A 20,918-nucleotide genomic window follows, 5' to 3' on the forward strand; every position below is an offset into this window, starting at 1 on the left:
CTCCTAGCACTCAATAATCATAAAGTAGCTATCTTTAGTATCTGATTGTCTTGTTGTTACTTTTCTATTTGCTATCACTTCAAGAACACCAACATCTTCTATATCCTCTGGCAATAAAATTCTTTTATTTTCGTTGCCATTTTTTGGTGTAACTCTTGAAAATATGCCTATTTGCCTATAAGTAACTGGTGGCAATTCATCAAAATATATGGTGCTTTCAATCAAAACCCATCTGGATTTTAGCTTCAAAGCTTCTTCTTTTGTCAAAGTTTTAAATTTTATCTTTGCATATTCAATTTCTCCAGACTCATCTGGAATTACCATAGAAACTCTGTCCGCTTTTTTCATACCTACTAACTCATCAAGGTTTTCAGCATCAAGATTTGGTTCAGGTGGCACAAAGCCATCTTTGTTTTCATTTTCCCATGGACTAGTTCTGCCAAGACCAATAAAGATGTTTCCTTGTTCCAATAAGGATAAGGCTCTGGAACAATGGGCTGTGTTAGTTATTATTGGCAATCTTTCGTAAATATTTGTATTGACTGTTTTAATAGCCATCTTATTTGATCCTTTCTGTTCTAACTTCTATAGGTTTTAAAGTCATAGTAAGTCTTCCTTCCTTTTGTCTATCTGCACTAAATGATTCGTTTTCAAGTGCATAAGCTTCTTCTAGGCTCGGGTTTTCTTTTTCTAATACCTTTGCTATATCTTCTAAAGATAAGATCCCGCCTAAATGATTTCTTAATACTCCTGTTGCATAAATTTCTCTTACCTTGCCAACTCCATCCCAAAACATTATTTGTTTACCTTCAAGAATAGCTTTGCCATCTAAAATGGTATTTGCTAAATCATCTAATAAGATATCAATTCTTGCATCTGGTACGGTTGCAAATGCATCGTTATTTACATAAGCAATATCTATAAAGTGTTCTCTATATATCTTGTTATAAACGTGAGTATTTCTTTCTTCCCAAAATTGGTCTTTAATAATATTCCATCTAGGAGCAATAGAAAATGTGATTTTTACACCTGCTGCTTTAACTCTGTTAAGATAGTTTATCAAAGCTGGTGTAATATGACTTGAATCTGGTAAAGATATATCTATTACAGAATAGATCCAATAATCATAAGAAATCAGCCTTCCTTCGCCATCTAAATATTCTCTTTCATCAAGCTTGATAAGCTTTGTCCATGGTTCAAAAATTCTAATGGATTCTGGCAATAAATTTTCGTTATTGTCTTTGTTGATTTTTCTTGCAGCTGCAATTTTTATGCCTTCTAGTGTGTTCTTTGGGGTCAATATTTCAATTATTATTCTTTTTCTATAAACATCATCAATTTCTTGGTAGTCTCTTGGTACTCCAAACATATTGCCCCAATAGTCAAGCCAATCGTCATTTGCTGTTTCTAAAGCCATTTCTAATATAGCTAAATTCAATCCATCTTTTTGAATTACTAAAGCTTGAAATATCGCATCAATAAGTATGCTCTTAGCTCTTCCATCAGCATCAACATTTAACTTATACAGTGCTAACAAGGACTTGTAATAAATAGAGTTCAGCAATCTTAATTTCATTACTAACTCTTTTCTTTGCCTTTAAGCTTTTCAACGGTAGTATTGACTGCTATTACACCGGGTCTAATTATTTCATCTTTTCTTATATTTACATCCTTTAAATTTTCAAGATCAACATAAGCTATAGCTTCACTGTATGAGTCATATATATAAGCTAATAAAGATGAATATTTAAGGCTTTGAGATACTTTCATATTGTCCATGTATTCTTTAATAGCTACAGTAATCATTGAATCGTATAAAATGCTATTAACGCCTTCCCTATAAATAACTTTTATATTGTCCACGTCTACAATTCTTTTGACAGCTGGCTTTATAGCTACTTCAATTCCAGCGGATCTATATATTTCTACAGCCTTATATACTTCTTCGTAAAGCTCGTTATTTAAGTTTCCTGCTTTATCATGTACATAAGCTAATGCAAATCCAATGTAATTATCATCTATATATACACCACTTACGCCAGGAACTTCTTTTATACCATAAGCAATGGCTTCTGCTGTACCTCTTTGTAGAGTATGCACAAATTCTTTAAATCTTTGTGCTCTACTAGCTTCACTTTCTCTATCTTCACCATTGAAAATATCGTTAGTATTGGCAACATTAGCTATGTTTGCTGAACCCATTTCCATTTTGCAAATTTCACCAGCTACAGCATTACCTCTTTTGCCTTTTTCGACAGCTTCTATTTTTATTATTATTGATCTGCTACCTTCTTGTACTTTTACGTTTTCAACGCTTTTATAATATTCTTTTTTAAGCCTATTCTTACCAGTATGAAAAAGACTACCTCTTGGAATTATCATTTCTTGATATAAAGGCTCATCAAAAAAAATTGTTACATAGCCTTCTGCTCTAATTGCAGGTTTTCTTTCAAAAGAAAAAGCATTGTAACAGCTATTCCTAATAGCATGCTCAACGCCTTTTTTAAGATCATAATAAAATTCTTCTGCTTGTAGTGCTACCGATTCTAGTAGAGTTCTGGTAGCTGAACCGACATTAAAGTCTGTTAGCTTATCAGTTCTTGATGCTACCCAATTGATAAGCTCTTCTAAAATACTATTAGCTCCTTTTATTCTAAAGGCCACGCTTCTCACCTCCTATAATATATATTCAAAGCTAAAAGGCTTGCCAGGCTCTATTGGAATAACCTTAGCTCTAATAATCACTTGTCCGTCAATAACTTCTGCATCGATATCTTTTATATCTTTGACTCTAAAGTCCGATCTAATGCAAGATTCAACTTCAAATATTATTTTATTTACGTTTTCTTGACTGTAATTTTTGCCATAGTATCTACTAAGCCTAGATCCAAATTCAGGGTGCATAAACAAGCTCCCTTTTTCAACTGAAAGCCTTGATAATAGTTGCTGACCTAAATTTTCAAGTCCTTTTACAATATCAACATCTGAATGGTTGACTTCCAAATGACCTTTTACATCATGGTCTACCGTCTTATTGTGGTATAAGTCTAAATCCATTCCATAAGCAACAGCTTCTATTTCTGATTTGTCATTGCTATTAGCAACAGAATAAGCTTGGCTAGTTGGTATTAGTATATACTCACCTAATTTAGCAACTTTCTTATCTCCATAATCTAAAAATCCTTCGTGAACCGAATCTATGTAAGGAGAATCTAATTGATTGACCTCTACAATTTCACGCCAATTTTTAATATCATATTTTTTAGCTATTCTTTGTAAAGAATCTCCCAATTCTATTCTGTGTGTAATAAGTCCATTCATAGCTCGCCCACCTCAATAAAATCATGTTTAAGCTTTTTCTTTATCAACCATAAGTTAGTTAACAAGCACGTTAGATGATTATTTAGATCTGTTGTTTTATTCAAATTATAGTCTTCTAGCTTATCTTTGACATAATAAACATTATTTATAAGCCTATCAAGTCTTTCTTCTCTAAGCTCGCCATATTCAATATCTATATCTAATATATAATGCTTGTATAGCTCATATCTTAGACTATAAGAGTCAAGTAGGATAAAAAGTATATAAGTATATAAATAGCTTTTTTTAATCTCGTGTAAACTCTCTAAACAATCAAATATAGCACTGTCATTCTTAAATTTGTTTATAGAATAGAAGAAAAGCATATCATTTAATGATAATGTGTTCTTAACATCACCTGGAAAGTTGGTAAAAGATTGTGTCTGTATAAAGTAGCTCGTATCAAGTACGTTTTTGTCCATTGCAAGTACTTTCTTGTGGATATTATAAGTACTGATACTTATTTTGTTTTCAAATTTATATTTAATCCCACTTTTGTAGTATTTATCATTGTTTACATCTAAGCAAACAAGGGAAGCAAATCTAAGATTCTTACATATTTGGTAAGCCGTTGAAGGGCACCATCTTATAGAATTAACTTTGCAACCTACTAAAGGGGATAAGTTTTCAATTAATTGGATCATAATCAATCCTTTGTTAAATTAACTTTGCTAAACTTTGTATCGTTAGTGTCAAGTTTTTCTATTACATCTCTATCTCTTACTGTTATTGTTATCGTTTTAGGACTTTCTAATGGATTTCCTATTACTTGTATTTCGGGACTTTCTACTGCATCTCCAACACGTCTTAATACATAAAGTTGTATATCATATTTGTATATTAGTGGCTGGTTAACATTTCTAGAAATATTTAATCTAATTGGTATTGTTACGTATGCTTCGCCATCAGTATGATTATAAAAGTTTAAAAAGTCCTTTACTGGTCTTCCATCTCTTATATCATCCATAACTGTTAACATAGTTTTTTTAAGGCTTAGAAACTTTTGATATCCATGTGCTGGATCTTTTCCTGTTCCTTTGTAGCCTGTAGTGCCTACTATATTAAGTTCTTTTAATCCGGATCCAAACAAATCAACTACTGCTCCAACTTTTGTATAATGTACATTTACTCTATTTGGAATTTTTAAATCATAAGTTTCTGGGTTTAAATCAAATACATAGGATTGATTTTTATATTCCAACTCCATTCTTTTTAATCTATTAATTCCATCATAAGCATTACCATTCAAGGCCATTTTTATTTCCTGTTCCTGTTTCGCCTGGATCGATAAATCTTATAGGCTTACTATCGTATCTATCAATTGGCGAATTAGATCCTTTGATTTCATTTACTTCGGGTGCAATTAAATTTATACTACTACCGGATCTTATGTTAACACTTCCTTTTGAGTTAATGGTTGTTTCACCTATAGAGTCTATTCTAACATCACTATCAGAAAGTATTTTTACTTTTTGCTCTGTTTTAATTTCAACATCTTCTGATGTTTCCAATCTTACTCCCTTTTCAGTAAAAGATAACTTTGTTTGTCCTTTGTCAGTTTGCCTAAATAATGATAAAGTCCCATCATTTTCAATTTTAACACTTGCAAGTTCCACTATATCTGGGACTTCCATTTCTGGTCTAGGATTTTCTTCAAAATGTTTTCTCATTATCTTAGACTCTGATTTTCTTAATGTTCTTCTGTCGTATTCTTTAGGCTCGTCATCTCTTCTAAGCCTTTTGAACGTTTTAGGTTGTGTTCTAATTTCAAAATTCTTATTTTCATCTATACCTATAGTAAATAAAAAGTCGGGTGTATCTTGAGAATATCTTGTAATGCCTAATTGTGCATCGTGATACCATCTGTTGTATTTTGCATCAGCCCTATCTTCTACAGAATCTTTTGTAACTCTTAGATAGTTAAAGGGTTCTATTAAGCTTGTATGCAAGTTGTGGCGAATAGTTTTGTTTGTCTTTTTGTTTTTAAGCGTTAAATCTTCAAAGTTAAAAGCATCTTCTCTATGATCACTCATTTTATGGATTTTACCTACAGAAAAAGCACATGAACTTTCAACATTTTCATATTCACCACTACCATTTCTATAAGTATAAGATTGATCCTTATTTACTCTTGCGCTTTCGCCACGTGTAGCTACAGCTTCACCATAAGCATCTATTCTAGGATTTACATTAGTTTTATTTTTATTCCAGGTTGGAAGAGTTCCAATAATAATAGGTTTATATTTTTCAGATCCTATAAAAGCAAGTACAACTCTTTGACCTACTTGCAAAGGCGTGTAATCTCCATAATACATATCTGATTCTTCATCATAACCAGAATAGCTTTCTAATTGTACACAAGAATTAACTATTCCATTTGTTATTTGATTATCCCCTACAAAAGAACCTGATTGTAGCAAAACATCAGCTGTACCATTTTTATCATATACTCTTGTTACAGTACCTGTTATGATTTTCCCTTGATTGTCTGCATCTGCTCTTCCTCCGTATTGGACTTCACCTAAACTTGATTGTAATCTCATCATTCCTCCTACAAACCATATATTCTAAGTCCACAATTCCAATTTGCTGGATTATATTTTCTGCCTGGGCCAGAAGGTACACCATAATCATGTGCCCCAAATGTTCTACCATCATCAGATAGAAATTCTGTATGCTCATTTCTTAATAGTATATCCCAAGGTTTAACCTCACTAAGTGGTATTTTATACCATAGCTTTAGTTTCTCCCCTTGTTCTATCATTGTATAAGTTGATGGAGCCCATGTTCCATGCCAATCTCTGCCCTGTGCTTCCATTGCTACCTTGTATACCAAACTAGAACAATCTGAAATTCCATCATTCATTCTTAATGATCCCATATCATAACGTTCATTTGCGTGACTCCAAGCTATAGAAGCAATACTTGCTCTAAATCCAGTAGGATCTGAATATTTAATCGGTACATATCCTCCGCTTGTACTACCGCCATATTGAACTGGTATATCCATTGATGAATAGTCCATGCCTGTTATTTCTGTCATATCATCCGCGGTTATCATCTGCCATTGATTCCAAGGCTTTTTAAATCGACTACCGTATTTTAAGCCTCTAGTTACTTGTAAAGTTGTTTTCCGACCTTCTGCATAAACAAAACTGTGACTAACATTTTCAATATAGTATTCCATATCAGTAGTTGGTACTAATAACCTACAACCAACTTTATATACAGCATCACCTCTTAAAATGAAACTACCGTTTTCCATCATTCCATTTTTGATATTCCAATTAAATAAATCAATGGTCTTCTGTGATACTTGAGAGTCATCTTCTTTGTTGGCTTCGCTTATAATTGATTCCATATTTGATTTAGCTTCATCTACACTATCTTTGACTATTTCTTCTTCTAGTTTTTTCTTTTTATATTCTAGTTCATCTTTAGATAGTCCCATATAATTAGTTTCACGTCTAACATCGCTGTAACTAAGGTCTGTAGATTTTGCTTCTTCTTTAGCTTCTTTTGCTGCATCATCTATGTTCTTTTGATCAAATTCTTTTTTCCAAAATTCAAGATCTTTTTCATAATCACTTTTTTCATGAATACCAACATCCCATTCACCGCTACCCTCACTAGCTCCAGTAGGGCCATAAGCTCCAGCGCTAGAATATTTACTAGTAACTTGTAATCTTCTTAGTCCATATCTGTCATAATAAGGTTTATACCAAATAGGAGGGCCAAATAATTGATCGTAATCTGTTATTAAGCTTTCGCCCTTAACAGAATAAACTGTATAAGACTCCAAATCAGATGTGCCTAATTCTTCATCCATAATATCTTTATCATCTATCTTATATAATGGTAGATTTGCCCAATCTGTAGGATTAAAAGGTGTCGGTCTTGATATAAGGGTCGGTTTATCATCAACCACTTCCCAAAACAACTCATTAAAAGGAGCGTTTCTTAATTCTTTTAAGTAAGTCCATAAACTGCCTTGAAACTCATAAGCTGTAAAATTATTCCCCAAAGACTCTTGACGTTGTCTTGCATTATCAAGATATATGCCTTTAAAATAATCTTTGAATGATTTTCCATTAGCAAAATTAAGATTTATGCCCTTATCAAGATAGAAATCAACAACAGTCTTAATAAGTTTTGATGGAGAGTTTTGACTTACAATAGCATCTTGACCTTGGTAAAATCCACACATATTGTAGCTTGCATTTATTTCTTGCACTGCTCCAATGTCAAATTGCATAAAGGCTTTATTAAAACCTCTACCTGTTATGTTTATAATTCTTTTAGGCACTAGATCTACGTACACTAAAGATTTGTAAGAATTATCTACCATGCCAAACAAAACAGTCCCTTTTTTATCACCTCTGCCTAATTCAATAATAACAAGATCACAAGAATGTATTTTATCATACCATTCTTGCTTAAAGGCTAAGGATATAGAAAAAGTTGCACAATCATCAGCTCCTACATCTCTTGTAGTTTCAAGCGATAGTACATCAAAATCAAGGTTCTTATTTGTTGTAGGGTTGGCTAATTGAAATATCTCTACGTTACCCTTTTCTGTGGCAAATGTAATTTTACAATAAGGGTTGCTTACATAGCTATACATTTATCACCTTGCCTTTCTTTGATAAACTTGATTTAGCTGGAATTTTTGTTGATTATTAGATAATTGCTTAATCGCTGCTAATACCGCTTCTTTTACTTGCTCTGTAATGGTATTATTTTCTGCTCCATTAATGCTAACATTTAAATTTATAGTTCCGTTAGTTGCGTTTGACAAATTACTTTCTCTATAATCTTTTGCATCAAGTTTTGATAAAACTGCTTCATCTTTGTGTATAAAGGCTAGCTGGTCTTCTGGTACTCTATCTATACCGATAGCATAAGAACTTATATTGGATTGACTGCCAATATTTGCATCTTTTTGGTCGCTTAGCTGTTTTATTCCTTGAGATAATATAGTTTCTGCTATATTTCCTCTTTCAACATTATGATTATTAGCTGGTCTTTCAAAGGTATTTTCAAAGCTTGCAGCAGACTTTCTAGCATCATTAGATGTTTTGAATGAGTCATACCATGAAGATGAATAATCAGAGTTCATCTCTTGCATTAAGAAATCTAATTGAGTTTTAAGATTTGTCCAATCAGTTCCTTTTGACTGTGCATAGTTAACTAGATTTTTAAATCGTGGGCCTTCCCATTGAGCAAGTCCCCTACCAGGGCCTCCACCTAGTTGTTTTTGTGCTGGATTAAGCCCGGATTCTGCTTGTAGGTTTGCCATAATTCCAGCTGTACCAGCATCAGAAAAGCCTTGTTTTTTGAAATAGCTCCAAATCTTATCAAAGTTTTCATTGCCTTCGAGAGGACCAGTATCTACTGGCAAGCCATTAGCTCTATTAAAAGCGTATTGACTTCTACTTTGTGCATAACTTGACCCTGCTTTCTTGTTTGTACCTGTAGACTTAATTTTTTTCTCGCCTTTAGATCCTTCAACAGTTATGTTGAATAATCCACCATTTTCAAGCCTATCTAATAGCTGTTCTTCTCTTTTAACAACTAATTCTTTTCTACCAACAAGATCTTTATCTTTTTTGTCTTTGTGGAGTTCGCTTGCTTCAACAGTAGATATACTTGCAGCGCCTTTCCCTAGTTTTCTACCTAGTTTATCTCCTACAAATGCACCAGCTATACCGCCTAAAGCTCCACCTATTATAGTTCCTACTGGGCCAGCTATTGCTGTTCCTGCCATAGCGCCATATTTTGCACCAGCAAAACCGCCACCCAATGTTCCAGCACCAGCACCGATGGATCCAAAACCTTCTTTTACATCACCTTTTTTGAAATTGTTGTAAGCTTCATATCCATATGTACCAACTGTAATAGCTGTACCTGCTATACCTAAACCTTTAGAAAATTTGCCTGCATTTTCACCTAGAAAACTTACAGACTTAGCAACATTTCCGCCTTCTTCTGCAACAACCGGATTCTTTAATTTTGAAAATAAACTAAAGACTTTTGCACTTTCGCCAGCTGAACTGCCAGCACCCTTGCCTAGATTACCGATAAGTAACCTTGGTACATTTGCTACTGCTGCACCTATACCCCCACCTATTAAGGCTTGACCAGCTATTGAGCTTGTACCTTGTAAGAAACTTGGCATATTGTTGTAGGTTTCTTTAAATGGTCTTGTAGCTTCATTAAGAGCATTGCCCGCATCCATAGAAGTGGCTTCTTTGTTCAACTCATAATTGGTATTTATTAATGCTTTTGAGTTTATAGCGTTATCAAGTTGTGCTTCTTTATTTCCACCCTTGCCATACTTTTCTTGGATTTCTTTGTATGATTCAGGACCTTGATTAAGAAGTTTTACAACTTCGTCGCCTTCATCAACGGTAACTCCCATATGATCTTGCAACCATAGGGATCTCATAGTATCACTATGAAGATTTTTACCAAGACCTCTTGTTAAAGCTTTTATTGCTTCAGGATCTGAAAAACCATGTTCTGCTCTTCTTCTAGCTTCTTTTAGTGCATCTTCGCCATAGCCTAACTCTTCGCCATAACCAAACATTCTCAAGGTCATGTTGTCTCTAGCGTTAAATCCACCTTGCATTTTACCTACAAGTTCAGCAGCCTTATCACCTTTTAATGCAGGATTTTGCCTAGCTAATTGTGCTTGTAGGCTTGCTGCCATTTCAAAGTCAGATGAAGTCACTTCAAGTTTGCCTTTAGTTATTACATCTGTAATATCAGCAAGACTTCGTGCGAGTTCATCTTCTCTGCCTTTCATACCTGTGGCGGCAATATTTGTTCCTATAGCGTCTGTGTATTCTTTTGAGCTTATATTGTCAAAACTTCTTTTTCTTAATTGAGAAAAATCCGATCCTAGAGAATTGGCGTTAATACCAAAAGCTAATGATGTTTCCATCATATCTTTTGAGCTTTGCTTTAAGTCATTTTGCCCATAATATCCACCACTAACCAAGGTATCTTGTAGATTCATTACTTGTCCAGTATCAAAACCATATTTCTTACCTTGATTACTAGCTTCACTTCTAGCCTTGTTAAAGTCGCTTCCGTAAACTCCTAGTCTATTGTAAATATCTAAGGCGTTTTTCTCATAAGCAGCTGCATTTTTTGAACCATTGTTTAGATAAGAAAAAACCGCTCTTCCAGCTCCTATTGCAAGTCCACTTTTTGTTAAATTTCCAAATAAATTATCTTTAAAGCTTTTATTATTACTTGAATTAACATCAGAACTATTAAAGCTAGATGGAGAAGATGGAAAATTTGTAGAATTATTATAAGCGCTTCTAGCAGAAAAACTTTGACCTAACTTATCAATGTTATTACTAAGCTTTCTAATTACTTCTGATAAATCGCCTATATTATCTTTATCTTTGCTAGCAAAATCTGTTAAATTGGAGCTTTCAGATCCACCAATACCAAAATTTTGAGCATCTTTTTGTACATTTTTTATATATTTGCTTAAATTTGAAAAACTCTGTTTAGCAGGATCTGTATTGGCTTGTACATTAATCTTGATATCACTCATCTATATCCACCTCCTCCCATTGCTGTTCATTATTTACATCTATTTGTTTTTTCTCTACTTCAGGAGCATCTTCATTCCACCATTTTTCAAATTCTGGATCGGTGAAACTTCTTCTGTATTGGTCTATGTTCATAGGATCATCAAAATAGCTTAGCCATTGCATCAATTCTAAATCATAGGCATTGTAATTAGCTAACCTATCATCAAACATTGAACAACCAAGTATTTTACTTGCTTTCCACAGACTCCTTATCCAAGGATTTATCGCCAGTTCCTTTAGATCCAGTTTCTTCATTTGTTGGTCGAAAGGAATTTATAAACATATTGACCTCTTCGTATAATCCCAAAACGGTTTCTGGATTATCTATCTTGTCATAGTCAAACCAATCAGGTTTTTTAACAATTAAATTATCGAGAAAAGCAATAGCTTCTGCTAGGAAATAACTTTCATTAGGTAGGGTTGATAATGAAGCATCAGCTAATAATTGTGACATTTTAGTACCTATTGCAACTCTATCGCGAATAGAAGGGAACTTTACAACGAAAGTCCCCTTTACTTTTTCCCCTTGAATTGTGCTTTCAAATTCAATTTCTTTTTCTCTAGCACTTAAATCTGTAAACTCTTTTAATCCTTGCATCTATTTTATTCTCCCATATCGCATGATAAGAATTGTACTGTAGCATTTTCACCTGCTATAGCGTTAGCTCTAATAGTAGTTGTGTAATCACTAAAAGTACAACCTCTGTAGACTCTAAGTGTTTTATTGTCCCATTTGTTTATTACTTCTATATCGATAATATCTTTTTGAAGAATATCTTCTCCAAGCCCTATATATCCAACATCTGCCAAGTCTGTATTTCTTAACATATATCTTTCTAGGGTGAAAGTACCTTCATATCTATTTTGTACGTGTTCTTGTGGCATTATTGAGCCTATCTCATACACTCCTTCAGTTCCATAAGAAATTTTAGGATCTAATGATTGTGCTCTGCCAACTACTTGTCCTTTAATTTTTAATAGGACGGTTGCACCAGTTACAACCGTTTGTTTTTCTGCACTTGCCATGTATATTTACCTCTCTAACTTTCTTGATCCATGATGGATAGTTCTTCACTGTAGAATGTGATATCGATAAATGTGAAGTTAGTTACTTCTGTTGGTGCTACATCGAATGTTAGATATACTCTGTCATTCTTTTTTGATATATTGACATTCTTATAAGCAATAATTATTCCGTCTTTCTTGTATTGTTGTAAAACAGAAATAGCTCTGTTTCTTGCAGATTCAAGTACAGAATAAGGTGTCAATTTACCAGTTAGCATCTTATCAAGTTGTTTTCTAATTTCTTTAGAAAGTTGGTCGGCAATAGCTCCTGTAGATCTTTCAACCTTGAGTGGGTCATTATATTGTGCAAAAGTAGTGTAGTCCCATACAAGTTTAGGGTAGAAAATCAATTGATTATCTCTACTAGCAACCATATCGTCAAATAGAACTCCATTATCTATAAGCTTGTTCTTATCATCTTCTGGATATGTTTTTTCAGGTTTTAAATAGTTGAAAACATCAGCTGTTGCACTTTCAACACCTAAGAAAGCAAATCTACCAGCATACATAGCTGCATGAATAAATGCAGGATATAGTTTATTGTTAAAGTCATAGATACCTTGACCAGTAAATTGGACTCTTTCATGTTCTAATTGAGATTTGAAATTAACTTGTTGTTGAACTGATATATTGTTAGCAGCACCACAGACTAGTCTTCTTTCTTTGCCATATCTTTCACTCATCTTAATTACGTGTTCTCTACATTCAGCGATAATCCCAATATCATCAGTTAGTGGAACGATGTAGTCGATATCGTATTTTCCTAATTTATCTAAGAATTTGATAAAGGATCTAGCTTCTCTTCCTTCGCTTCCACCTGCTAGTAAAGTAAATGGATAGTTTTCATAATTTGAAACTTCTCTATTTATGATAGTTACCTCAACATATTCTGATTGAGTCTTAGTTGTTTTTTGTATATCTCTTAGAACACCAGTAATTGGAGTTGTTTCTGTAATCTCTTTCTTATCAAAGAAATCTAAATCCAATACTGACAATTCAATATTTGCAGTTTTAACAGGTTCTATATCGTAGTTTTCGTAACCCATTAAATAAAGTGCTAGACTTCTAACGTTTCTATATTGTGTAGGGTCAAGGTTAAGGTCGATATCAACCTTTGCTGTTTCTGCATTCTCGCCAATATAGGTTTGAAGTTTTATAGAATCACCTTTACCATTAGATATGATTGAAATACTAGCGTATTTTTCATCACCGGTATATTTAATAGAAAAAGCACCACCCAAATTGTCGAATATCTCGTACTTATCTGATTTAGCGTCATAGATAGTCAAGCATTTTGTATTGGCTGATGCTCCGTCTGTTAGTTTGTGTGATATTAAGTTGTTTTCTTCTCCGTAGTCTTTTGAAGTTATTGTATAAACAAATTCTGACTCGGTTACAGGTGCTGTACAAGGTATTAGGAATGTATCGCCTTGATTGTATTTACCTTGGCCAAAAGTTATTTTAATTCCATCTCCTAAATCCTTATCAGTTGCATTAGCTGTTTCTTTTAGTGATAGTTCTTCGCCTATTTGCTCTCCATCTGATGCTAAAGAGTATTTATATGTTGCATCAGAAATATCTCTAAGTCCAGTTGATGTAATTTCAATCTTAAAGGTTTTGTTTTCTTTGCCAGTATAATCGCCTTTTACTGTTAGGCTTCCAGTTGAGTTAGCGTGTTGAGTGCTTATTACCTTTCCGACTGTTGCCGGTACTTCTTTCTTTTGGAATACATTTCCCATTGACTTTGTAGCGTCATTTGATCTTATACAGAAAATTTGATCTGCTCCACCTATTTCTACTCCATCTTTTGTTTCAATAACAGGATCGTAAGCTTTTAAAGCTGCATCTAAAAGATATCCACCTTTTAGAATTTTGATAGCATCTTCAGGGTCTTCTATGATAGTTATTTCTCCAGGAACGCCACCTTTAGAAGATCCTATTAATGCCATATTCTTTGCTCCATTGGTTTTAAATATTCTCATATTACTTTCTACATGAGAATAAACACCTGGTTTTCTGTATCTTACTTTGTGAAAATGGTAGCCTTTTTTATATGCCATATATTTACTCCTTATTCAATTTCAGCAGCAAGAATTTTGTCCCACTCTTCTTGGCTTTTGTATAATTGGCCATTAAGTTTGACTCTTATTGCTGCTTTGGTTTCTGCTCTTACATTTCCTTTTCCAATAAAATATTCTTTAAAGGAAATTAGCCTTTTACTCTTTTGAGGTTCTTTCTTTACCTCTTGTTTCGCTTTTGGTGCAATTTTCTTTTCCGTCATCATCTACTCCTTTACGATTAATAGATATATCGTTAATAGTTGTTCCTAAATTGAATTGAGAATCTAATTCTCCTGCAAATTCATCAAATCTATAGTATGTCGTTGTATATTCACAAGATAAAGTTAAAGCCCTTCTATAAACAAAAAAGTTTATATAATCTGGTATAGGCTCTAAATCTCCACCACTTAAACTTGATAAGATTATGTTTTCTTCCTCAAAATCTTTTCTTGTTGTCAATAAGCAATATTTTGTTATTGCATACAAAAAAGAAGTGATAATTGCGTTATCACTCCATATTTCACACCTTATATTTGTTTGCATTTGAATACTTTCTTGTATTGGGTGTCTTATATTCTTTGACCAATTAAGATAATTACTATCTGATTCATTTCCTATATAGTTTTCGTCTATACCATTTCCCAAACCATAAGAAACCTCTTGATCCGACTCCACCAAGACAACAATACAAGGTAGATACAATTCTTCTCTAGGATAGCTTGATCTCACGTTGATTTTGTATTCTTTTATGAATTTTTTAACGTCTTCGTTAGTTTTTTCATCTGCGTATAAAAAAAACTTATCTATCAATTCAACATTGTTAGATAAGTAATTCAAAACTTTTTTTATTTTGCTTTTTACAAACAAGTCCAGCATCTGTATCATAGGTTAGCCTCCAAATAATCATATGAAAATTTTTCAGCCTTTTTACTAACCTTTGGAAAAGCTTTAATACCTTTTAAGCCTGGATGAAACCAGCTTTTTGGATCTGACTTATCTGATACTCTCCTAAAGGTTAAATACTGACTTCTTTTGGCTCCGGACTTATATGTTTTGGTTTTTCTTACTAGATAATCATATTTAGAATTTTTCCACTTATATCCTGTATTAGATCTTTGTGGTGAATATCCTAAATCTCTTACAAGACTTTCTTCAAGGTATTGACCATATTTTAAATTTTTAGCAGCTTTTAATATCTTAGGTGGTAATGATCCTCTGCCTGCTGTTCTGTGCCTAAATGGTATTGTTAAATACCAACCTGGCTCATTTTTTCCATCTACACGTCTAACTACTTTTGTTCTTTTGGGTGACTTAGAAAAGCCTATTTTTTCATCAAACTTATTACAACCATTTTCAAGTAAGGCTGGGAATTTTCCATTTAGTTGCACATAGCCTTTTAATGGGCCTTCCATCGTTACAGCTGATATAGCTTGCTTATAATCTGTGCTAGTTGATCTTAATTTTGTATTTGCTTCATAAATAAGTTCATCTCTAGCATAAGATAGAGTTGCCTTAACCATATCACTTGCTACTGTATCTATAGCCTTGTATATATCAGTCATAAGCAAATCCTCCGTCTTTTTCTAAACTAGGTTCATATTCCCTTTTAGCATTAACCGTATTACCATAAGCAAAATTTATTCTAGTTGCTAGGTACTGCTTTGGCATAATATCTGTTTGAGGCTCTTTTAAGCCTTTAGATACATTTACAGATCTTAATTCATGAGTCATCTCTTTTATCATATACTCTGGGCTAGTTAAGTATAAAACACTTACTCTTGCTCCATTTGGGGGTTTTGAGCTTTCATCTATCCATTCTAAATGGTGTTTATCTTCACTAATTTTAAAATCTATATTTTCATCATAGACATAGTCGCCTACCATTACAAAAATAACTTTCTTAATCGGTCTATAGGTGCTGGAGGTTTTGTTGCCATTAACTGTAACAACTTGTGAATATCTACAGTCGATTTCATAAAAGTCTAATTTATCATGGTAGGACATTATAATATCTCTTTCTGGGGTAATATATACTGTCCCCGGCTCTGATATTCCTTCAAGTTTTAAAACTTGTTTACCATTAAAGCTAGTAGCAACAACCTTTATTTCTTTTCTTCTAATGTATCTATAGCCTTCGCCCTTGCAATAAGGGCAATGCGGATCTGGCTGACCTTCAATCATGCACTCACAAACAATAGATTGATACCATGAAGCGTTATAACCATGAGTTTCTATTAATTCATCAAAGTTTTTAGGTATAAAACCTGCATTAGCTGCCATAATATCCTCCTACAAAACAACTGAATCAAACCTGGCAAAATATTTCCTAATTATCGGAGTTAATTCTTCTAGGTCTTTTCTGTACTCTAGGATACGCGCGGATGCTCCACCATACATAGCTGATTGAGTTGTTCCTATAGATTGACTTAAACCATCTATTGATACAGAAGATGAAGCAATACCAGCACCTATAATCTGATCTCCCCATACTTCAAATATAGTTATAGCAGCGTATTTGAAGATCCAATCTAAAAGATTGTGTGGAATTTCTTCCTTTTCCATACCTGCTTTATAATTAATTGAAATTGCCATTGGCATATAAGATCTTGTCATAAAATATGGTACAGCTACACCTATAGCTGGGTTAATATAATTTACACTTCCTGTTGTAGGAAAAATTGTCACATCTCCAACTCTTTTATCAAGTTGTATCCATTCTTTAGGAATTTTAAGTATTTTCTTATTGCCCATTTTATAGGTTATAGACTCAATTTCTCTTACTGGTCTTTTAAATAACGGTGTATATTGGTAAGAGTCAAAAAGACTGTTTCCCTCAAAGTCGTGTAATTCATCTTTGATTTCTCTAGGGGTTATACAAATATCAAATACTTGCTCTGCCCTATCTATAGCTGAATTAAGGCTTGACACTAAAAATGTTCTTGAAAATGGTGTGCCATCATAAGTCATTAGGTCTATACCTTGGAAGTGATTATCTATTAAATCTTCGGTTGTAAGCCCTTTAATCTTTATAAGGTTTTCTGCCGCTTGATCTGTTGGTAATGTAAATTTTTCTCCCTGGTCGTATATATTTTCATTAGAAGAGGGATTCTCTTCATCATACATATTGTCATAGTATTTTCTCATACCCTCCCCTTTCTATGTTTATTTATCAAGCTTTAAAAGAGTTTCTATAAGCTCTGCTTTACTAGATCCTGCTGGCGCTTTTTCTCCTTTAGCCTTGATTAGTTCTTTTAGTTCTTTTATAGATAAAGTTTCATAGTTAACTTCTTCTTTTTCAGCATTTAAGCTTTCCACTTCTACTTTCCCTTGACCTAAAGTTACTTCTTGTATCTTATTTGTATCTTTATTAGCTTCTGACTTTTCTTTTTTATTATCATCAACCAATTCATAACCTTTAAGTCCTAAAAGTTTTTTAGCTAATTCATCTTCTATTTCAACCATTCCGTATTCATCAAATTTAACAGAATTTTCTTCATCTATGATAAGTCTTGAATTAACTAAATTATCATTTTTTATCAGCATAATTTCTCCTTAAAGAAAAACTAGGCGATAAGCCTAGTCAATCTTGATGTTTTTAATTGTTACAAATTTCTTTGGTGCATATACTATTGGTGTACCATATAAGAAAATACCAAATCTTCTTACTGGGCCAGTCATTGCATATGGTAATTTAAAGGCTGGTAGCAATTGTCTAAAGGTAATAGCTGACTCATCAAATTGGCCTATAACTGCTTCACCTGTATTTGGCAATACTTCGTTTTTATCAACAAAGATTGTTTCAGCGGATTTTTCTCTTGATTTTGCGCCGACTCTACCTATTTCATAGAATTTAGATCCATTATCTTCTGTTCTATAGATTACAAAGTATTCTGGTGCAAAAATTTGTGTATCTGAATTTTTAATTGTTAATTTTACGCCTTTTTTGATGTTTTCAGTTGCAACTGTTACCGCATCTGTTTCTACAGCTACAGATTTACCTTTGTGTGAGTATGCAACTACTGCATATTTGAAAGTTCCACCTTGTGCAAATTTAGCTGGGTTTTTAGCATCTTCGTCAGCTACTGCTGCTGTTACTGTTGGTGCTGTTGGTGGTTCTTGTCCATAAGCTGGTGCATTGGTATCTAATACTTCCATACCTCTTCTTAAAAATACATCTGGGATTAAATCAACAGTTCCGCCTAATGTATTAAATTTAGTTACAGTAGTACCTGCTACCATTTCTCCTGCTTCAACACTCATAATTGCTCTTTGATTTGGATAGTATTGCTCACTAAATTTTTGTGCAACATTCATTGGTAGATAAGCTTTAGTTGGTGTACCATAGTTGTCTAAAATATTTGTTGCTGCGTTGTTAATGTGTTTATCTTCTAGATATTTACCTCTTAAATCTACAACATTATGATCTGCTGTTTGTTTTAAAATACCATTCCATTGTAAGCCTTCTTCATCTGCTGGTGCTAGTGTTGAATCACCATAGAAAAGTGCTTGTTCAGCTTGACCTAAAATGAATTTCATTCCATTTTGAGTTTCTAATGCTTCTGGTTCTGAAACAGTATTTACTAATCTCATAAGATCGGTTACTGATCTAGTTACATTTAAACATTTAACTTTTGCAAGTTCTCTTTTATAGCTTGATGTTGTATCAAGTCCTGCAATACCCTCTGGTTGGAATCCTGGTATATCTTCTCCGTAAGAATCAACTACGTTATATTCTTCAACATTAGAGAAAGCTCTTGATTTTGGAATATCTCTCCAAAGTTTTAGGTGTTGTTCAGAATAAGTTAATGTCTTGATTGTGTTTTCTAGTGACTCTGGAATTATAGCTGCGCCACCTTTTGCTCCAGGGTTAATTTGTGCAAAATTATTTGTAGTTAATGCCTTATAAAGGTCTTGTACTTGTGTTTGTGTTAATGAATTAAATGCCATGTTTATTACTTCCTTTCTTAAATTAAGTGTTTTTCAATAATTGATACTAAAGCTTCAGATAAAGGTGCTCCTTGTTCAGCTTTACTTACATCTAAAGCACTTACATTTCTATTGCCTGCTAGAAATTCATTTGATAGAATTTCTGCTCTTTGTGATTTTGATAGGTCTTTGTAAGTTTTCTTTTCTTCTTCGTATTTATTAAAAACTTGTGCGTTTTTAACTGATTTTCTAATGTTATTGGCTCTACTTAGTTTTTTGCTTAATAGATTAATTGACTTTTCAAGCTCTTTATTTTTTTCAACTACTTCATTTGCATTGTCAGTATTAATTTCTAATAGATCTACAACTTTCTTTAGATTTTCTGTTAAATCATCTAATCTACCATTGATTTCATCTAAGCCTAAATCATCTTTAATTCTGTCAAGCAAGTCATCATAATCGACTTCTTCTGTATCTTCGTCTTCTTCTACTTGCTTTTCAGTTTCGTTTTCTTCTTCGCTTTCTTCGTCATTTTCAGCTATTTGGTCATCTTCGGTTTTTTCTAATTCTTCATCATTTTCGATTTCTTCATTGTCAGTTTCTTCATCAGCGATTTCTTCATCAGATGCTTCTTCTTCATCTTCGCCTTCGCTAAAATCGTAAACTATTTTTTCATCATCATCTTCTGATTTAGCAACTTCATCTTCGCTTATATAATCTTTGTCTACTTCATCTTCATTAAAGTAGTCATCTGCTACATTTTTTAATAGTCTATTGAGTTTTTCATCAATGCCTAATTCTTTTTCTTTGTCCATTTTTACTCCTTAAAGTTGATTATTTGGTGTACTTTATCTTCCATTTCAGATCCATAGATTCCTCTAAACATCATTAGATACAGCTTAATATCGTCTTTATTCTTGCTTTTATTTAGCTTATTTTTAAAAGTTTCTAATGTTTCAAGCACTTGCCTATCCCCATCTAAAGCCTTTTGATAATAGATTTTGCCATTTTCTAAGCTTTCTTTTAATAGGGCTTTTTGACTTGTCGAACAAGCTGTCATTGACTTAACTATTGCATTCCATGTTGCATTAGCATTACAAGGTGTGCTAGTTACTGCAACATTTGTCACTCTTGCCTTTAGAATTTGTCCCTTTTCGTCTTCTTTGAGAATTTGTCCTTCGATAGAAAAACCTAATCTTCTAGAAGTACCGGACTTCTGTAGGGCTATTGCGGTTTCCCAAAATCTTCTGCCATCTGCATTGTCAAGTAAGTATCCCTCTAGGTATAAACCTTCTTTTGTGATTTTTGTGTTTTTCTTATCAGGATAACCAACAATTCTTGAATTATCGTGATCTAAATTTAAAAATCCTTTTTCTAAAAAAGATGAAATATCAAGGCCATTTTGAACAACCTTTTCGCCTTGATAATCAAGATCTGGTGTACTTGCCAGCCCTTTAATCTTGCCTATAATTCCTTTTTGAGAGTTTAGACTCTTTGATTCATCGCTTTTTATAAGGTCTACTAAAGGTACATAAATCTGCATATCCCTCACATTCTTATCCTCCTTTCTCAAAGTTCTTGCTCCCTACCTCCCACCCTTTATTCATAGATATGCAATAAAAAAACACCTATGATTTCTCATAAGTGTTTTAGTGTTTGTATTAATTTTTATTTTAGATCAAAGGCTTTATATACTTATCTGCTATTCTTTGCTCCCCTAATTCTACTAATGCGTCATAGCATTCTTGATATCTATTTTCTCCATCGACTATTAGATCTGTATCAAGTGGCATTAGTTCAAATACAATTGCTCTGTAATTATCTTGCCCTTCTACTTCTTTTAAGATTTCATTTATCATTTCTTTTATGTTTCTTATTACTTTTGCCATTTCTT

At 33.2% G+C, this 20,918-nt stretch carries 23 protein-coding genes; all 23 read right to left on the reverse strand.

Annotated elements, in window-relative coordinates; genetic code table 11:
- Positions 1 to 3: 3 nt before the first annotated feature.
- The 23 genes from CS884_RS06555 to CS884_RS06665 all read right to left on the reverse strand — a co-directional run bounded on the left by CS884_RS06555 (position 4) and on the right by CS884_RS06665 (position 20,913).
- Entirely contained in the window at positions 4 to 558 is a 555-nt protein-coding gene (locus CS884_RS06555) for a hypothetical protein (RefSeq protein ID WP_099321085.1), read from the reverse strand.
- A gap of 1 nt (position 559) precedes the next feature.
- Positions 560 to 1,576, reverse strand: a complete 1,017-nt coding sequence (locus CS884_RS06560) for a hypothetical protein (protein ID WP_099321086.1) — start codon at positions 1,574 to 1,576, stop codon at positions 560 to 562.
- A 2-nt stretch (positions 1,577 to 1,578) separates the two neighbouring features.
- A complete protein-coding gene (locus tag CS884_RS06565) occupies positions 1,579 to 2,664 on the reverse strand; it encodes a baseplate J/gp47 family protein (RefSeq protein WP_180753302.1) in 1,086 nt (361 codons plus the stop codon).
- 12 nt (positions 2,665 to 2,676) lie between these two features.
- Complete coding sequence (locus tag CS884_RS06570) at positions 2,677 to 3,321, reverse strand: LysM peptidoglycan-binding domain-containing protein (RefSeq protein WP_099321088.1); 645 nt, start codon at positions 3,319 to 3,321, stop codon at positions 2,677 to 2,679.
- Positions 3,318 to 4,004, reverse strand: coding sequence for a hypothetical protein (locus CS884_RS06575; RefSeq protein ID WP_099321089.1), 687 nt, complete (start codon positions 4,002 to 4,004; stop codon positions 3,318 to 3,320). The genes CS884_RS06570 and CS884_RS06575 overlap by 4 nt, the downstream gene beginning before the upstream one ends.
- Positions 4,005 to 4,006: 2 nt before the next feature.
- Positions 4,007 to 4,615, reverse strand: coding sequence for a hypothetical protein (locus CS884_RS06580; RefSeq protein WP_099321090.1), 609 nt, complete (start codon positions 4,613 to 4,615; stop codon positions 4,007 to 4,009).
- Positions 4,599 to 5,903 carry a hypothetical protein gene (locus CS884_RS06585; protein WP_099321091.1) on the reverse strand — a complete coding sequence of 435 codons (1,305 nt, stop codon included), beginning with the start codon at positions 5,901 to 5,903 and terminating at the stop codon, positions 4,599 to 4,601. Before CS884_RS06585 ends, CS884_RS06580 begins: the two co-directional genes overlap by 17 nt.
- An 8-nt stretch (positions 5,904 to 5,911) precedes the next feature.
- Positions 5,912 to 7,984: a hypothetical protein gene (locus CS884_RS06590; protein ID WP_099321092.1), complete on the reverse strand. Its 2,073-nt coding sequence runs from the start codon at positions 7,982 to 7,984 to the stop codon at positions 5,912 to 5,914.
- Positions 7,985 to 7,987: 3 nt separating this feature from the next.
- Positions 7,988 to 10,933, reverse strand: a complete 2,946-nt coding sequence (locus tag CS884_RS06595; protein WP_099321093.1) for a phage tail tip lysozyme — start codon at positions 10,931 to 10,933, stop codon at positions 7,988 to 7,990.
- Positions 10,926 to 11,144: a hypothetical protein gene (locus CS884_RS06600; protein ID WP_099321094.1), complete on the reverse strand. Its 219-nt coding sequence runs from the start codon at positions 11,142 to 11,144 to the stop codon at positions 10,926 to 10,928. Before CS884_RS06600 ends, CS884_RS06595 begins: the two co-directional genes overlap by 8 nt.
- Before the next feature lie 16 nt (positions 11,145 to 11,160).
- Positions 11,161 to 11,571, reverse strand: coding sequence for a hypothetical protein (locus CS884_RS06605; protein WP_099321095.1), 411 nt, complete (start codon positions 11,569 to 11,571; stop codon positions 11,161 to 11,163).
- A gap of 5 nt (positions 11,572 to 11,576) precedes the next feature.
- Positions 11,577 to 11,999 carry a hypothetical protein gene (locus CS884_RS06610; RefSeq protein WP_099321096.1) on the reverse strand — a complete coding sequence of 141 codons (423 nt, stop codon included), beginning with the start codon at positions 11,997 to 11,999 and terminating at the stop codon, positions 11,577 to 11,579.
- 14 nt (positions 12,000 to 12,013) lie between these two features.
- A complete protein-coding gene (locus CS884_RS06615; RefSeq protein ID WP_099321097.1) occupies positions 12,014 to 14,098 on the reverse strand; it encodes a hypothetical protein in 2,085 nt (694 codons plus the stop codon).
- Between the two features lie 11 nt (positions 14,099 to 14,109).
- The gene (locus tag CS884_RS06620; protein WP_099321098.1) at positions 14,110 to 14,319 is read right to left on the reverse strand and encodes a hypothetical protein; all 210 of its coding nucleotides are present in this window, start codon (positions 14,317 to 14,319) and stop codon (positions 14,110 to 14,112) included.
- On the reverse strand, positions 14,255 to 14,983 hold the full coding sequence (locus CS884_RS06625) for a hypothetical protein (RefSeq protein ID WP_099321099.1): 729 nt from the start codon (positions 14,981 to 14,983) through the stop codon (positions 14,255 to 14,257). Before CS884_RS06625 ends, CS884_RS06620 begins: the two co-directional genes overlap by 65 nt.
- Positions 14,980 to 15,660 carry a hypothetical protein gene (locus CS884_RS06630; RefSeq protein ID WP_099321100.1) on the reverse strand — a complete coding sequence of 227 codons (681 nt, stop codon included), beginning with the start codon at positions 15,658 to 15,660 and terminating at the stop codon, positions 14,980 to 14,982. The genes CS884_RS06625 and CS884_RS06630 overlap by 4 nt, the downstream gene beginning before the upstream one ends.
- Positions 15,653 to 16,378 (reverse strand): hypothetical protein, encoded by a 726-nt coding sequence (locus tag CS884_RS06635; RefSeq protein ID WP_099321101.1) that lies wholly within the window; start codon positions 16,376 to 16,378, stop codon positions 15,653 to 15,655. The genes CS884_RS06630 and CS884_RS06635 overlap by 8 nt, the downstream gene beginning before the upstream one ends.
- A gap of 9 nt (positions 16,379 to 16,387) precedes the next feature.
- Complete coding sequence (locus CS884_RS06640; protein ID WP_099321102.1) at positions 16,388 to 17,242, reverse strand: hypothetical protein; 855 nt, start codon at positions 17,240 to 17,242, stop codon at positions 16,388 to 16,390.
- A gap of 18 nt (positions 17,243 to 17,260) precedes the next feature.
- Positions 17,261 to 17,641, reverse strand: coding sequence for a hypothetical protein (locus CS884_RS06645; protein ID WP_099321103.1), 381 nt, complete (start codon positions 17,639 to 17,641; stop codon positions 17,261 to 17,263).
- A gap of 33 nt (positions 17,642 to 17,674) precedes the next feature.
- Complete coding sequence (locus CS884_RS06650) at positions 17,675 to 19,045, reverse strand: hypothetical protein (RefSeq protein WP_099321104.1); 1,371 nt, start codon at positions 19,043 to 19,045, stop codon at positions 17,675 to 17,677.
- 17 nt (positions 19,046 to 19,062) lie between these two features.
- Entirely contained in the window at positions 19,063 to 19,839 is a 777-nt protein-coding gene (locus tag CS884_RS06655) for a hypothetical protein (RefSeq protein WP_099321105.1), read from the reverse strand.
- A 2-nt stretch (positions 19,840 to 19,841) separates the two neighbouring features.
- Positions 19,842 to 20,567 (reverse strand): HK97 family phage prohead protease, encoded by a 726-nt coding sequence (locus tag CS884_RS06660; protein WP_143434417.1) that lies wholly within the window; start codon positions 20,565 to 20,567, stop codon positions 19,842 to 19,844.
- Between the two features lie 130 nt (positions 20,568 to 20,697).
- Positions 20,698 to 20,913 carry a hypothetical protein gene (locus tag CS884_RS06665; protein WP_099321107.1) on the reverse strand — a complete coding sequence of 72 codons (216 nt, stop codon included), beginning with the start codon at positions 20,911 to 20,913 and terminating at the stop codon, positions 20,698 to 20,700.
- Between the last annotated feature and the right edge of the window lie 5 nt (positions 20,914 to 20,918).

Origin of the sequence: Anaerococcus sp. Marseille-P3625 (assembly GCF_900232825.1) — a bacterium.
Classification (GTDB): domain Bacteria; phylum Bacillota; class Clostridia; order Tissierellales; family Peptoniphilaceae; genus Anaerococcus.

What these genes read in the sequence shown, in the direction of transcription:
- CS884_RS06555 (WP_099321085.1), bottom strand. Translation starts at nt 558, where the DNA reads ATGGCTATTAAAACAGTCAATACAAATATTTACGAAAGATTGCCAATA.
- CS884_RS06560 (WP_099321086.1), bottom strand. Translation starts at nt 1,576, where the DNA reads ATGAAATTAAGATTGCTGAACTCTATTTATTACAAGTCCTTGTTAGCA.
- CS884_RS06570 (WP_099321088.1), bottom strand. Translation starts at nt 3,321, where the DNA reads ATGAATGGACTTATTACACACAGAATAGAATTGGGAGATTCTTTACAA.
- CS884_RS06575 (WP_099321089.1), bottom strand. Translation starts at nt 4,004, where the DNA reads ATGATCCAATTAATTGAAAACTTATCCCCTTTAGTAGGTTGCAAAGTT.
- CS884_RS06580 (WP_099321090.1), bottom strand. Translation starts at nt 4,615, where the DNA reads ATGGCCTTGAATGGTAATGCTTATGATGGAATTAATAGATTAAAAAGA.
- CS884_RS06585 (WP_099321091.1), bottom strand. Translation starts at nt 5,903, where the DNA reads ATGAGATTACAATCAAGTTTAGGTGAAGTCCAATACGGAGGAAGAGCA.
- CS884_RS06590 (WP_099321092.1), bottom strand. Translation starts at nt 7,984, where the DNA reads ATGTATAGCTATGTAAGCAACCCTTATTGTAAAATTACATTTGCCACA.
- CS884_RS06595 (WP_099321093.1), bottom strand. Translation starts at nt 10,933, where the DNA reads ATGAGTGATATCAAGATTAATGTACAAGCCAATACAGATCCTGCTAAA.
- CS884_RS06600 (WP_099321094.1), bottom strand. Translation starts at nt 11,144, where the DNA reads ATGTTTGATGATAGGTTAGCTAATTACAATGCCTATGATTTAGAATTG.
- CS884_RS06605 (WP_099321095.1), bottom strand. Translation starts at nt 11,571, where the DNA reads ATGCAAGGATTAAAAGAGTTTACAGATTTAAGTGCTAGAGAAAAAGAA.
- CS884_RS06610 (WP_099321096.1), bottom strand. Translation starts at nt 11,999, where the DNA reads ATGGCAAGTGCAGAAAAACAAACGGTTGTAACTGGTGCAACCGTCCTA.
- CS884_RS06615 (WP_099321097.1), bottom strand. Translation starts at nt 14,098, where the DNA reads ATGGCATATAAAAAAGGCTACCATTTTCACAAAGTAAGATACAGAAAA.
- CS884_RS06620 (WP_099321098.1), bottom strand. Translation starts at nt 14,319, where the DNA reads ATGACGGAAAAGAAAATTGCACCAAAAGCGAAACAAGAGGTAAAGAAA.
- CS884_RS06625 (WP_099321099.1), bottom strand. Translation starts at nt 14,983, where the DNA reads ATGATACAGATGCTGGACTTGTTTGTAAAAAGCAAAATAAAAAAAGTT.
- CS884_RS06630 (WP_099321100.1), bottom strand. Translation starts at nt 15,660, where the DNA reads ATGACTGATATATACAAGGCTATAGATACAGTAGCAAGTGATATGGTT.
- CS884_RS06635 (WP_099321101.1), bottom strand. Translation starts at nt 16,378, where the DNA reads ATGGCAGCTAATGCAGGTTTTATACCTAAAAACTTTGATGAATTAATA.
- CS884_RS06640 (WP_099321102.1), bottom strand. Translation starts at nt 17,242, where the DNA reads ATGAGAAAATACTATGACAATATGTATGATGAAGAGAATCCCTCTTCT.
- CS884_RS06645 (WP_099321103.1), bottom strand. Translation starts at nt 17,641, where the DNA reads ATGCTGATAAAAAATGATAATTTAGTTAATTCAAGACTTATCATAGAT.
- CS884_RS06650 (WP_099321104.1), bottom strand. Translation starts at nt 19,045, where the DNA reads ATGGCATTTAATTCATTAACACAAACACAAGTACAAGACCTTTATAAG.
- CS884_RS06655 (WP_099321105.1), bottom strand. Translation starts at nt 19,839, where the DNA reads ATGGACAAAGAAAAAGAATTAGGCATTGATGAAAAACTCAATAGACTA.
- CS884_RS06660 (WP_143434417.1), bottom strand. Translation starts at nt 20,567, where the DNA reads ATGCAGATTTATGTACCTTTAGTAGACCTTATAAAAAGCGATGAATCA.
- CS884_RS06665 (WP_099321107.1), bottom strand. Translation starts at nt 20,913, where the DNA reads ATGGCAAAAGTAATAAGAAACATAAAAGAAATGATAAATGAAATCTTA.